The sequence below is a fragment of the Amycolatopsis sp. cmx-11-12 genome (assembly GCF_046269425.1).
Lineage (GTDB): Bacteria > Actinomycetota > Actinomycetes > Mycobacteriales > Pseudonocardiaceae > Amycolatopsis.
The window spans coordinates 37901-50344 of sequence record NZ_JADNQM010000025.1; the positions used below are offsets into that span (position 1 = coordinate 37901).

Annotated in this window: 11 protein-coding genes; 7 read left to right on the forward strand and 4 right to left on the reverse strand. The window is 69.2% G+C overall.

From position 1 onward, the window contains the following. Nucleotides 1-23 precede the first annotated feature (23 nt). From ACLARN_RS29145 to mnmA, 3 genes are read left to right on the forward strand one after another with little or no spacing between them, the layout of a single operon-like run. A complete protein-coding gene (locus ACLARN_RS29145; RefSeq protein ID WP_409494669.1) occupies nucleotides 24-1403 on the forward strand; it encodes an MFS transporter in 1380 nt (459 codons plus the stop codon). A 49-nt stretch (nucleotides 1404-1452) separates the two neighbouring features. After that, complete coding sequence (locus ACLARN_RS29150) at nucleotides 1453-2652, forward strand: cysteine desulfurase family protein (RefSeq protein WP_409494758.1); 1200 nt, start codon at nucleotides 1453-1455, stop codon at nucleotides 2650-2652. A gap of 5 nt (nucleotides 2653-2657) precedes the next feature. Then, on the forward strand, nucleotides 2658-3749 hold the full coding sequence (gene mnmA, locus ACLARN_RS29155) for a tRNA 2-thiouridine(34) synthase MnmA (protein ID WP_409494670.1): 1092 nt from the start codon (nucleotides 2658-2660) through the stop codon (nucleotides 3747-3749). Between the two features lie 74 nt (nucleotides 3750-3823). Here mnmA and ACLARN_RS29160 read toward each other — a convergent pair whose 3' ends face one another. The 3 genes from ACLARN_RS29160 to ACLARN_RS29170 form a co-directional block, all read right to left on the reverse strand. Further along, nucleotides 3824-4267 carry an N-acetyltransferase family protein gene (locus ACLARN_RS29160; protein WP_409494671.1) on the reverse strand — a complete coding sequence of 148 codons (444 nt, stop codon included), beginning with the start codon at nucleotides 4265-4267 and terminating at the stop codon, nucleotides 3824-3826. Then, the gene (locus tag ACLARN_RS29165) at nucleotides 4264-5301 is read right to left on the reverse strand and encodes an MBL fold metallo-hydrolase (RefSeq protein ID WP_409494672.1); all 1038 of its coding nucleotides are present in this window, start codon (nucleotides 5299-5301) and stop codon (nucleotides 4264-4266) included. Before ACLARN_RS29165 ends, ACLARN_RS29160 begins: the two co-directional genes overlap by 4 nt. Nucleotides 5302-5791: 490 nt before the next feature. Continuing rightward, nucleotides 5792-6601 (reverse strand): phospholipid scramblase-related protein, encoded by an 810-nt coding sequence (locus ACLARN_RS29170; protein ID WP_409494673.1) that lies wholly within the window; start codon nucleotides 6599-6601, stop codon nucleotides 5792-5794. A gap of 120 nt (nucleotides 6602-6721) precedes the next feature. On the opposite strand from ACLARN_RS29170, the gene ACLARN_RS29175 reads away from it, so the two are divergent. The 4 genes from ACLARN_RS29175 to ACLARN_RS29190 are packed head-to-tail and all read left to right on the forward strand — an operon-like array spanning nucleotide 6722 to nucleotide 11118. Then, nucleotides 6722-7759, forward strand: coding sequence for a methionine synthase (locus ACLARN_RS29175; RefSeq protein WP_409494674.1), 1038 nt, complete (start codon nucleotides 6722-6724; stop codon nucleotides 7757-7759). 21 nt (nucleotides 7760-7780) lie between these two features. Beyond that, nucleotides 7781-8473 carry a hypothetical protein gene (locus tag ACLARN_RS29180; RefSeq protein WP_409494675.1) on the forward strand — a complete coding sequence of 231 codons (693 nt, stop codon included), beginning with the start codon at nucleotides 7781-7783 and terminating at the stop codon, nucleotides 8471-8473. Between the two features lie 10 nt (nucleotides 8474-8483). Beyond that, nucleotides 8484-10628 carry an NAD-dependent DNA ligase LigA gene (gene ligA / locus ACLARN_RS29185; RefSeq protein ID WP_409494676.1) on the forward strand — a complete coding sequence of 715 codons (2145 nt, stop codon included), beginning with the start codon at nucleotides 8484-8486 and terminating at the stop codon, nucleotides 10626-10628. Then, nucleotides 10621-11118 carry a GNAT family N-acetyltransferase gene (locus ACLARN_RS29190; RefSeq protein WP_409494677.1) on the forward strand — a complete coding sequence of 166 codons (498 nt, stop codon included), beginning with the start codon at nucleotides 10621-10623 and terminating at the stop codon, nucleotides 11116-11118. Before ligA ends, ACLARN_RS29190 begins: the two co-directional genes overlap by 8 nt. A gap of 563 nt (nucleotides 11119-11681) precedes the next feature. On the opposite strand, the gene ACLARN_RS29195 is transcribed toward ACLARN_RS29190, so the two are convergent. Continuing rightward, complete coding sequence (locus ACLARN_RS29195) at nucleotides 11682-12335, reverse strand: ACT domain-containing protein (protein WP_409494678.1); 654 nt, start codon at nucleotides 12333-12335, stop codon at nucleotides 11682-11684. Nucleotides 12336-12444 lie beyond the last annotated feature (109 nt).

Below are 12444 nucleotides of genomic sequence, written 5' to 3' on the forward strand. Positions count from 1 at the left end.
ACTGGAGGTAGCACGCTTGCCCTATGACGATCACTGGGGACAAGGCGAAGCCGAAGGGTGTGCTCTGGACACCGGAGCACCGGGCGACCACGATCGGGTTGCTGCTCATGGTCACGCTCATCGCGTTCGAGAGCATGGGTGTCGCCACCGCGATGCCGACGATGGTGGCCGACCTCGATGGCCTCGCGCTGTACGCCTGGCCCTTCACCACGTTCCTGGTCGCCAGCGTGGTCGCGACCGTCCTTTCCGGACGACTCGGCGACCGCAAAGGACCGGCGCCCGCGCTGCTCGCCGGTACCGCGCTGTTCGCGTCCGGGCTCCTGGTGGCCGGGCTCGCGCACGACATGCCGGTGCTCCTGCTCGGCCGGGCCTTGCAGGGCTTCGGCGCTGGGCTCCTGCTGGTCTCGGTGTCCCTGCTGATCGCGCTCACCTTCAGCGACCGCGAGCGTCCGGTGATCTACGCCGCCAACGCCGCCGCCTGGGTGCTGCCCGCGGTGATCGGGCCCTCGATCGCGGGCGTGCTGACCGTGAGCGTCGGCTGGCGCTGGGTCTTCCTCGGGCTGATCCCGCTGACCGGGATCGGGCTCGCACTGCTGGTCCTGGTCACGCGCAAGCTGCCGGCCCACGTGCCCGGCGAGTCCGCGCGCCGCGCCGGGGTGGTGCCCGCGGTGGTCGCCGCCCTCGGTGTCGCCGCGCTCACCTGGGCGGCGCAGCACCCGTCTCTCGCGGCGCTGGCTTACGGCGGCGCCGGCCTGGTCGCGCTGGCGTACGCGCTCCGCAAACTCCTGCCAGCCGGCACGCTGACGTCACGGCCGGGGTTGCCGACAGTGATCGCCTCCCGCGGGCTGATCGCGGGCGCTTACGCCGGGATGGAGGCCTACCTGCCGCTCACGATGACCGAGGTCCACGGCTACAGCCCCGCGCTGGCCGGGCTGCCGCTGACGGTGACCGCGCTGGGCTGGTCGGCCGGGTCGATGGTGCAGGGCCGCATGCTCGACTGGTCGCGCGAGGTGTCCCTGCGGATCGGGTTCGCGCTGGTCGCGGCCGGTCTGGCGATCTTCGTCTTCGTGCCGCTGCCGTCGTTCCCCGGCTGGATGGCGTTCGTGGCGTCGGCCGTCGGCGGCACCGGGATGGGCATCGCGATGCCCGCGATCTCGGTTTTGCTGCTGCGCTACTCGCCGGAGGCCGAACGCGGCTTCAACACCTCGGCGCTGCAACTCGGCGACTGGGTCGGATCGGCCCTGACCATCGGTTTGGGTGGAGTTCTGCTCGCCTCGCTGGCGTCGGCGAAGGAGCCTTCGGTGGCGATCTTGGTGCTTTCGGTGCTGCTGACCGGCATCGCGCTGCTCGGGGTGCGGCTGACCGGCCGGTGGCCGTCGGATATGAGCACTGCCACCCGCTGACCAAGGGTGGGCTTGGTCACGCCCCGGAGCGGTCTACCCTGGTATGGCGATGACCTATCTCGACCACGCGGCGACGACCCCGATGTTGCCCGATGCCGTAGCGGCGATGTCCGAGGCGCTGTCCACAGTGGGCAACGCCTCCGCGCTGCATTCCTCGGGACGCCGGGCCCGCCGCAAGGTCGAAGAGGCCCGCGAGGTGATCGCGGAGGCGCTGGGCGCCCGGCCGTCCGAGGTGATCTTCACCGGTGGCGGCACGGAGAGCGACAACCTCGCGGTCAAGGGCATCTTCTGGGCCCGCAACGGCGAGGATCCGAAGCGCCGCCGGGTGTTGTGCAGCACTGTCGAGCACCACGCCGTCCTCGATTCCGTCGAGTGGCTGGAGCAGCACGCGGGTGCCGAGATCGTCTGGGTCGAGGTCGACCAGGCGGGCCGGGTGTCCCCGGAGGCGTTGCGCGCCGCCATCGGCGACAGCCCCGAGACGGTCGCGCTGGCCACCGTGATGTGGGCGAACAACGAGGTCGGCACGGTCAACCCGATCGCCGGACTCGCCGCCGTCTGCGCCGAACACGAGATCCCGCTGCACTCCGACGCGGTACAGGCCGTCGGCGCGGTGCCGGTCGACTTCGCCGAGAGCGGCGTTTCCGCGCTGACCCTGACCGCGCACAAGCTCGGCGGCCCGTACGGCGTCGGCGCGCTGCTGCTCGGGCGCGACACCGCGTGCGTGCCGGTGCTGCACGGCGGTGGCCAGGAGCGCAGTGTGCGTTCGGGCACCCTCGACGTGCCCGCGGTGATCGCGTTCGCGACCGCGGTGAAGGCCACGGTCGAAGGCCGCGAGGAGTACGCCAAACGCGTCGCCGAGCTGCGGGACGACCTGATCGAGGCCGTCCGGCGCGAGGTGCCGGACGCCTTGCTCAACGGCGGTGAGGGCGAGCGCCTTCCGACGCACGCCCACTTCACTTTTCCCGGTTGCGCGGGTGACAGCCTGCTAATGCTCTTGGACGCCAAGGGCATCGAATGTTCCACTGGATCGGCGTGCACCGCGGGTGTCGCGCAGCCGAGCCACGTGCTGCTGGCCATGGGTGCCGATCCGGCGGCCGCGCGCGGGTCGCTGCGGTTCTCGCTCGGGCATACCTCGACGCCGGAAGACGTTGAAGCGGTTTCGAGGGAGATCGTGGGCGTCGTCGACAGGGCGAGGCAGGCGGGACTCGCGGGAATGCGCAAGCAGACGACGCAGAAGCAAGAGGTGTGAGGGAAATGCGCGTACTGGCCGCGATGAGCGGGGGAGTGGACTCGGCGGTGGCCGCCGCGCGCGCCGTGGACGCCGGGCACGAGGTCGTCGGCGTGCACCTGGCGCTGTCGGCGAAGCCCGGCACGCTGCGCACCGGCTCCCGCGGCTGCTGCACGATCGAGGACTCCGGTGACGCGCGCCGCGCGGCCGACATCCTCGGCATCCCCTTCTACATCTGGGACTTCGCCGAGCGCTTCACCGAAGAGGTCATCGAGACCTTCGTCGGCGAGTACGCGGCGGGCCGCACCCCGAACCCGTGTGTCACCTGCAACGAGAAGATCAAGTTCGAGGCGTTGCTGGACAAGGCGATGGCGCTCGGGTTCGACGCCGTCGCCACCGGGCACTACGCCCGGCTGTCCCTTGTGGACGGTGTCCCGGAGCTGCGGCGCAGCGTCGACTCCGGCAAGGACCAGTCGTACGTGCTGGCCTCGCTCACCCCGGAGCAGCTGCGGCATTCGCTGTTCCCGCTGGGTGACACGTGGAAGACCGACGTGCGCGCCGAGGCCGAAAGCCGCGGCCTGTCGGTGGCGCAGAAGCCGGACAGCCACGACATCTGCTTCATCCCGGACGGGGACACGAAGAGCTTCCTGGAGAAGCGGCTCGGCCAGCGGCCCGGGCAGCTCGTCGACGCCGAGACCGGCGCGGTGCTCGGTGAGCACACCGGCGTGCACGGGTTCACCGTCGGGCAGCGCAAGGGACTCGGCATCGAGGCGCCGGCGCCGGACGGGCGGCCTCGTTACGTGCTTTCGCTGGAGCCGGTTTCGGGCACCGTGAAGGTCGGTTCCGCGCGGGACCTCGGCGTGAACGTGATCGAGGCGAACCGCCCGATCTGGCCGAGCGAGCGGCCGCTGGACGGGCCCACCGAATGCGTCGTCCAGGTGCGTGCGCACGGCGGGATCGTCGAGGCCGTCGCCGAGGTTTCGGGTGACGAGGTGACTGTCCAGCTGCGCGAGCCGCTGCGCGGCGTCGCGCCGGGACAGGTCGTCGTCCTCTACCGCACCGATGCGGCTGAGGGAGACCTCGTGTTGGGGAGTGCGAAAATCTCGGGGACCCGCTGACTCCCGCAATTCGTCCTCTAGTTGCGGTCGTTGCTGCGCGCAACTACCGCAACTAGAGGACGAAACGCGGGCGGTCAGAACTTCAGTTTGAAGCCGGTGTGGCTCGCTTCGAAACCGAGGCGTTCGTAGAACCGGTGCGCGTCCTCGCGTTTCACATCTGACGTCAGCTGCACGAGCGCGCAGCCCCGTCGCCGGGATTCGTCGATGGCCCAGGTCATCAGCTCGCCGCCGAGCCCGGAGCCGCGATGGCTCGCCCGCACCCGGACCGCCTCGATCTGCCCGCGCAGCGCGCCTTTCCGCGCCAGGCCCGGAATGATCGACAGCTGGAGCGTGCCGACGGCCTCCCCTGCGTCGTCGGCGACGATCAGCACCTGCGCCGGATCGGCGTCGATCTCCTCGAAGGCCTTGAGATACGGCGTGAGGTCGTCAGTGGAATCCCGGGTGCTGCCGATCTGGTCGTCGGCGAGCATCCCGACGATCGCCGCGACGTCTTCCCGGCGCGCTTGACGGATGATCATGACGCGTAGTGTCGCACCCCGTCGGTCTCGGTCGCGGTGAGTTTCCCTTGTGCCACCAGCAGATCCAGATGCGAACCGGTCTCGAGGACGGCGAGCATCTGGTTGAACGGGTCCATCTCCGGGAGCTTGCGCAGTTTGCGTGTCCAACCCAACCGCAGTGCGACCTCGTACGCCGTCGTGACGTCCGCGGTGATCTCCGCGCCCATGACTTCGAGCCGGTCGCGGTGGTGCTCCAGCAGTTCGTCCACGCGCGCGTGGACGCTGTCGGTCACCCGGCCGTGCGCGGGCAGCATGCGCCGGTCCGGCATCTCGCGCACCAGGCGCAGGGAGTCGAGGTAGTCGCTCAGCGGCAGGTCCGCGGGCACCGGCTGGAACCCGATGGACGGCGTGATGTGCGGCAGCACGTGGTCGCCGGAGAACACCAGCCCCGCTTCGTCGTCCACGAAGACGACGTGTCCGGCGGTGTGGCCCGGCGTGTGCACGATGTCGAACTCGCGGCCGGGCACGATCGCGCGCTTGCCGGGACTGAGCCACTCGTCGGGCTGCTCCCACAGGTGCGCCTCGGTGTGCCGGACGCCTCCGAAGGCCTTGGCGAGCACCTCGACGACCGGGGCCGCGCCACAACGTTCGAGCAGGCCGACCTGCGCCTCCATCGGGAAGCGGTCGGGATCGCCGGAGCGCACCAGGGACGGCTCTTCCAGCTTCCCGAGCCCGACCTTGCCGCCGAACTCGCGACGCAGTTCCACCGCGAGGGTGTAGTGGTCGCGATGCACGTGGGTGATCAGGAATTCGTCGATGTCGCCGAGATCGGCGCCGAGCGCCTTCAACCCGCGCGAAAGCCGCTCACGCGCCGACTCCAGCGCCCAGCCCGAGTCGATGAGGACCAGGCGGGTGCCGTCGGTGACGACGTAGACGTTGACCGCGCGCAAGGCGTCGTGCGGCAGGGGTAGCGGGATCCGGTGGACCCCCGGCGAAACCGTGTACACGCCTGGTTCGGCCCAGTCCCGTTCGCCGTCTTCGGGCAACGGCTCCATGGTGTCCTCCGTCCCGGACGCACTCCAGCGTGACGCCCAGTTCTTCCACTTTGTGCCGCCGGAAGCCGAGTGTCCACTTGAGCGAGGTGAGACTCATGTCACGGCTGCGGAATCGCGTGGGTCTCGCGAGTGGCAGGGACGGTTCTGGCCGCTCTTACCGCTGACGAGACGTGCCCCACCACGCCGCCGCCGTTGCTCGCCCCTGAAGTACATGAAGGCCCCCTTCCTGTATCTGGGCGCAAGGAAGGGGGCCTTCATGTACTTGGGAAGGGGGCCTTCACGCGCAGCCGCTGTGACTGCTGGGGCTGGCGGTGTTGCTGGGCCTGCGGGTGGCGATCGCGTAGTCCGTGAAGGCCTCCTTCCCTACCTTCAGGGTAGGCAAGGAGGCCCTCACAGACCTGCGGCCAACTGCCGTCACACTCAGTAGGTACCTAAGAAACCCTTGGCTCTAACCGTCCTTACCACTCACGAGACGTGCCAGGACGGCAGGTCAGCGGTTGTCGTCCTGTTTCAGCGCCGTATCGATGGTCAGCGCCGAAGCGACCACCATCGAAGCCAGCGGATCCCGCAGCGGCCGGTGAATCTCGACGACGTAGTTGTCGGCGGTGGTGAACGCGGCCTTCACGAAACCGCCCCAGGTCTTGGTGATCCGCGCGATCTCGGCGTCGGCGTGGTCCTTGATCACGAAGTTCCACGCCCGCCAGTTCTCCGCGAAGATCCCGCCGACCTTCTGCCCGTCGACCACGAAACCCAGCCGGATCTTGCCGAAGACGTTCTCCTGCACGATCTCCCCGATCGGGGAGTCGTCGGCCTTCGTCACCAGGAACCGGGATTTGAACACCTTCGCCGGCCGCGTCACCTTCAGCACGGTGCTGTGGTTCGCGTCGCGGATTTCGAAGCGGTGGGTCAGGAACTGGTCGTAGTTCGTGAGCAGCCGGATGGCCTTCTTCAAGGTGCTCTGCCCGACCTGGACGACGCCGCCGAGGCGGTTGCCGTTCTGGTCGAACACCCCGAACTCGTTGGACATTTCGATGAGTTTCGCGCGCTGGTTGACGACCAGCACGGGTTCGGAGAACAGCGTCCCACCACCGGTGGCCCCGCCACCGCGACCTTGGGCCCCCTTCGCCACTTGCGCCCGGATCTTGTTCGGGTCGGGCGCGCCCTCGATGTCCAGTTCGATCATCTCGGCGTCGTGGGACGGCCGCGTGTTGGCCGTCCAGGCCTGCCCGTCCCACCACCGGTACACCCGGGGGTTCTGCTGGTCGGGATACCAGCCGGCGGGCTGTGGAGAGCTCGTCATGGCAGGTCAGCGTAATGCGCGAGACGCCGCTACGGGCTCGCCGACGGCAATTGCGGCGAATGTCCGTGTCCTCCCCTGCCCCGCCTCCCCGCCAAGTGGGACCAAGGGGAGAATCCGGGTGTGAACGAACGACCTTGGCCTCCGGGCGCCGCGACCGCGATCGGTTCCCAGCCCGGCACCGATCCGGTCGAGGCCGCGTCGATCGTGTTCGGCGAACTGCCCGAATTCCCGTATCTGCCCGAACTTCCCGCGCGTGGCGTCGGTGCCGACCTGATCGGCCGGACGGCGGCGCTGCTGGTCGATCTCGCCGTCGAGGTGGTGCCGAGCGGCTATCGGGTCGCCGCCCGCCCTGGGCACGACCACCGCCGCGCCCTCGATCTGATGAACTGGGACCTCGACGCCGTCCAGGAGGCCAGGGAGAAGGCGGGCGCCGCGCCGCCGGTCTTCAAGACGCAGGTCGCGGGCCCGTGGACGCTCGCCGCGAACGTCGAACTCCAGCGCGGGCACCGGATCCTCACCGATCGGGGCGCGCTGCGCGATTTCACCGCGTCCCTGCTGGACGGCCTGGCCGAACACGTCGCGGAGCTGAAGTCGCGCATCGGCGCGCCGGTGGTGCTCCAGTTCGACGAACCGTCGCTGCCCGCGGTCCTCGCCGGTGACCTCCCGACGGCGTCCGGCTACGGCACCGTTTCCGCCGTCCCCGCGCCGGAAGCCCGCGAACTGCTTTCGACGGTGATCTCCGGTGCGGAGCGCATCACCGGGCAGCCGGTCATCGTGCACTGCTGCGCCGAGAAGCCGCCGATCTCGTTGCTGCGCGCGGCGGGGGCGAAAGCGATCGCCTTCGACTTCACCCTGCTGAAGGGTGCTTCGCCCGCGCAGCTCGACGAAATCGGCGAGACGCTGGACTCCGGCACGACACTGATGCTCGGGCTCGTCCCCACGACCGACCCCGGCGCGCCGGTGGTGCTGCGTGACCTGGTCACGCCCGTGTTCAAACTCGTCGACAGGCTCGGATTCCGCCGCGAGATCCTCGCCGAACGCGTCGTGCCGACACCGGCGTGCGGTCTCGCGGGCGCCACCCCCGACTGGATGCGCCGCGCGTTCACGCTCGGCCGGGAGGCGGGCAAGGCTTTCCTCGAACCGCCTGAAGGCTGGTGACCGGCGCGGTAACGTGCCCGCATGCGTTTGTTCCGCCGACCTCGTAAGTCCGAGGACGTTCCCGACCCCCGCACCGCCTGGCCGGAGCAGCCGGTCCCCGAGGACGCGGCCGTCGCGGCGGTGACGTTCTGGGAGGCGTGGTTCGCCCTCCTTCCGGAGGTCAGCGCCGCACTCGGCGACCGCGAACCGCACCGCGTGGAACACGACCTCTGCACCATCGTCGAGGCGCTGCACCCGCGACTGCACTTCTCCCTCGATCGGGGGCACCGGGCGATCTACTCGCTGGTGCTCACCGGCCAGGAGGATCCGGAACTGCGCCCGTACACCGACGCGTGGAAGGCCGCCGCGCCGCCGGAGGACGCGATCTGGGAGTACCACGACTCCGTGCCGCCGGTCCCCGATCCGAGTGAGGTCACCGTCAACCTCGGCGAGACCCGCATCGCGCTCGCCGACGTCCGGGTGACCGCGAAGGTGGACGAATCAGCCGGACGGGTGGACGTGACCGTGTTCCATCCGCTGATCGGGGAACTCCGGCCGGAGACCCGGACGACCATGACCTTCCTGCCGCTGGACGCCACGCTGGGTGAGCGCGTCGCGGCCGAAAGGCTGGGCAAGGTCGAGCTGGTGACCGAGGCGCAGGAGGGACAGCTGACCCTGCTGGAACTACGCGAGGTGGTCGGCAGGCTGTCCGGAATTGTCGGTACCCCCGACTAGGCTTACCCCCGTGAGCAGCGAACTTCCTGAAAACCCCGAGCCAGCGCAGGACATCACCGAGGTCCCCGCCGAGGTCCGCGAACGGCACGCCGAACTGGCGGAGGAGATCCGCGGGCACCAGTTCCGGTACTACGTGCTGGATTCACCGATCGTGTCCGACGGCCAGTTCGACACGCTGCTCAACGAACTCCAGGCCATCGAGGACGAGCACCCGGGACTGGTGACGCCGGAGTCGCCGACGCAGAACGTCGGCGGCACGTTCTCGACCGAGTTCGTCGCGCACGACCACCTCGAGCGCATGCTCAGCCTGGACAACGTCTTCGACGGCGAGGAGTTCGAGACCTGGGTCGAGCGGGTCCAGAAGGAGATCGGCGCGACGAAGTACCTCGCCGAACTGAAGATCGACGGGCTCGCGATCAACCTGCTGTACGAGAACGGCAAGCTGACCCGCGCGCTGACCAGGGGCGACGGCCGCACCGGCGAGGACGTCACGCTCAACGTCCGCACCCTGGAGCAGGTGCCGGATCGGTTGAGGAGCACCGACGAGTTCCCGGTGCCCGCGCTGGTCGAGGTCCGCGGCGAGGTGTTCTTCCGCGTCGAGGACTTCCTGGCGCTCAACGCGAAAATGGTCGAGGCGGGCAAAGACCCGTACGCGAACCCGCGCAACACCGCCGCGGGATCGTTGCGTCAGAAGGATCCGAAGATCACGAAGTCCCGCAACCTGCGGCTGATCTGCCACGGTCTCGGGAAACGCGAAGGGTTCGAGCCGAAGCGCCAGTCCGAGGCGTACGACGCGCTCGCCGCGTGGGGCCTGCCGGTCTCGCCGCACAGCAAGGTGCTGACTTCGGGCAAGGAACTGCTGGCGCACATCGAATACTGGGGCGAGCACCGTCACGACGCCGAGCACGAGATCGACGGCGTGGTCATCAAGGTCGACGAAGTCGGGCTCCAGCGCCGTCTCGGGACGACGTCACGCGCGCCGCGCTGGGCGATCGCCTACAAGTACCCGCCGGAAGAGGCGATCACCACCCTGCTGGACATCCAGGTCAACGTCGGCCGCACCGGGCGGGTCACCCCGTTCGCGGTGATGGAGCCGGTGAAGGTCGCCGGGTCCACGGTGGCGATGGCGACGTTGCACAACCAGGAAGAGGTCAAACGCAAGGGCGTGCTGATCGGGGACAAGGTCGTGATCCGCAAGGCGGGCGACGTCATCCCCGAGGTGCTCGGCCCGGTCGCCGACGCGCGCACCGGCGAGGAACGCGAGTTCGTCATGCCGTTGCGCTGCCCCAACTGCGACACCGAACTGGCGTACCAGAAGGAGGGCGACATCGACATCCGTTGCCCCAACGCGCAGTTCTGCCCGGCGCAGCGGCGGGAGCGGCTGTTCCACCTGGCGAGCCGGAACGTCTTCGACATCGAGGTGGTCGGGTACGAGGCCGCGGTGGCGCTGCTGGACGTCGGTGTCGTGCACGACGAAGGCGACATCTTCGACCTGGACGAGGAGAAACTGCTCGAAGTCGAACTGTTCCGCACCAAGGCGGGGGAGCTGTCGGCCAACGGGCGCAAACTGCTGGACAACCTGGAGATCGTCAAGGACCGTCCACTGTGGAAGGTCATCGTCGGGCTCTCGATCCGGCATGTCGGCCCGACGGCGGCGCAGGCGCTCGCGCGGGAATTCGGTTCACTGGAACGGATCGAGAACGCCTCCGAAGAGGAGCTCGCCAGTGTCGACGGGGTCGGCCCGACCATCGTGCGAGCCGCGAAAGAGTGGTTCGAGGTCGACTGGCACCTCGAGATCGTCGAGAAGTGGCGTGCGGCGGGCGTGCGGATGGAGGAGGAGCGCGACGAGTCCATCCCGCGCAACCTCGAAGGCCTGTCGATCGTCGTCACCGGTTCGCTGAACGACTACTCCCGTGACGAGGCCAAGGAGTTCATCATGGCCCGCGGCGGGAAGGCGGCCGGTTCGGTGTCGAAGAAGACGGCGTTCGTCGTCGTCGGCGACGCGCCGGGGACGAAGTATGACAAGGCCGTCCAGCTGAAGGTGCCCGTGCTCGACGAGAACGGCTTCCGGGTGCTGCTGGAGAGCGGCCCCGAGGCCGCCGCCGAACTCGCGCTGCCCACCGACGAACCCGCCGAGGAGGAAAGTGGTGAGTGACCTGGAGATCCGGCCCGCCCGCCCCGAGGAACTGGCGGCGGTTGGGGAGCTCACCCTGGCCGCGTACTCCGCGGAGCGGAGCCTCGTCGACGGCGTGGGCTACGCCGCGGAACTCCTCGACGCCGCCCGCCGGGCGGACCTGGCCGAACTTTTGGTCGCGGTGGACGGCGAGGGCACGCTGCTCGGCACGGTCACCATCGCACGGCCGGGGACGCCGTTCGCCGAGCTGTCCCGCGAGGGCGAACTGGAGTTCCGCATGCTCGGCGTGCTGCCCTCGGCCACCGGTCGCGGTATCGGCGAGGCGCTGACCAGGGCGGTCGTCGCGCGGGCGCGGGAACTGGACGCGGTGCGGGTGGTGCTGTGCAGCCTAGTCACGATGGCGCGGGCGCACCGGCTGTACGAGCGGCTCGGTTTCGCGCGGATGCCGGAACGGGACTGGGAACCGCACCCTGGGGTGACCCTGATCGCCTACCGCCTGGACCTCACCTAAGCCCCTCCATCCGTGCAATGAAGGACGCTTTCATAGCGAATTTTGCTATGAAAGCGTCCTTCATTGCGCTTTTTCAGCCTGGGTGAGGGGCTGAAGGGGACTTTCCCCGCATGCCATGCGGGGAAGGCGTCCTTCGCGCGGCGAAGTGGTGGGTGCCCCCCTCGCCTGGTCGGTGACGTAGTGAAGGCCTCCTTGCCTACTCTCAAGGTCAGGGTCCCGGCAAAGTCGCAGGGCTGCTGGTCAGCGGTGCTCTTGGTAATCCGGGCTTGGCATCGCTGGTGCCTGAAAGGGTCGAGCGGGGAGGATTTCGGACGTTGAACGTCCGGATTCTTCCCCGCTCGGGGGGCTCCGCAACCGGTGTGCCCGCTGACGGTGAAGGAATGGGGACATTCAACGTCCCGATTCCTTCATCGTCAGCCTCATGCAGGCGGCGAATAGTCGCCTGACCTGCAAGATCTCGACTTTGCCGGGACCCTGACTCTCAAGGTAGGGAAGGAGGCCTTCACGGCCTTCCCGCAGCAAGGCGACCGACTCGGTACCGCCGCCGCTTGCCCGGAGGGCGCTCAGCTGTCCAGGACGACGGCCACGATCCCCGCGAAGTGAGCCAGCCGCGCCACCTCGGCGGCCCGGAAGTTCGGTCCGCCCGGCCGCGCGACCAGCAGCGCCTTCCCGGGTTTCCCCAGCGGCGTCGCCGCAAGTTCCGTGCCGAGTTCCTTCCACGTCTCCGGGACCCAGGCCTCCTCGGCGTCGAGGATGGTGGCGCGTTCCAGCGGCAGCCACGGCAGGTCGGTGATCGGCGTCTCAGGGGCCGCGTTCGACGAAGCGAGCCGCAGCGCGCCGGATTCCGAGTGCTCGACGACGACGGCCCAGCCCGCCCGGATGATCCGCGGCACGCCTTCGGCGAGGATCTCCAGCCCCGAAGCGGGCTTCGCGGCGATCTCCTCGACCAGTTCGAGTTCGCGATGGGTGTCCAGGACCCCGGCGTACGGGCGGACGGCGTCGACCTCGACACCGTCGACGCTTTCGGCGGCGGTGATCAGCGCGTCCGGCAGCCTGCCGGAGGGGATTTCGACGACGAGGTCGTCGACGGCGACACCGCCGCCGCGTTCGACCACGTCCACACTCAGGATGTCGGCGCCGACGGTGCCGAGCGCGGTGGCGACCGCGCCGAGGGTCCCCGGGGTGTCCGGTAATTGGACCCGGATCAGGAACGACACACGCGCCCCTCTCGCCTCAGGCGTTCCAGCCTCGCCGTGGAACGCGCTACGCCGGGCGCCGATTGTGACAGACCGGACGGTGTCATGGGGCCTGCCATCCGGTCTACGG

Bases quoted from the DNA above. Each gene is read 5' to 3' on its own strand.
- ACLARN_RS29145 (WP_409494669.1), top strand. From the start codon at position 24: ATGACGATCACTGGGGACAAGGCGAAGCCGAAGGGTGTGCTCTGGACA.
- ACLARN_RS29150 (WP_409494758.1), top strand. From the start codon at position 1,453: ATGACCTATCTCGACCACGCGGCGACGACCCCGATGTTGCCCGATGCC.
- mnmA (WP_409494670.1), top strand. From the start codon at position 2,658: ATGCGCGTACTGGCCGCGATGAGCGGGGGAGTGGACTCGGCGGTGGCC.
- ACLARN_RS29160 (WP_409494671.1), bottom strand. From the start codon at position 4,267: ATGATCATCCGTCAAGCGCGCCGGGAAGACGTCGCGGCGATCGTCGGG.
- ACLARN_RS29165 (WP_409494672.1), bottom strand. From the start codon at position 5,301: ATGGAGCCGTTGCCCGAAGACGGCGAACGGGACTGGGCCGAACCAGGC.
- ACLARN_RS29170 (WP_409494673.1), bottom strand. From the start codon at position 6,601: ATGACGAGCTCTCCACAGCCCGCCGGCTGGTATCCCGACCAGCAGAAC.
- ACLARN_RS29180 (WP_409494675.1), top strand. From the start codon at position 7,781: ATGCGTTTGTTCCGCCGACCTCGTAAGTCCGAGGACGTTCCCGACCCC.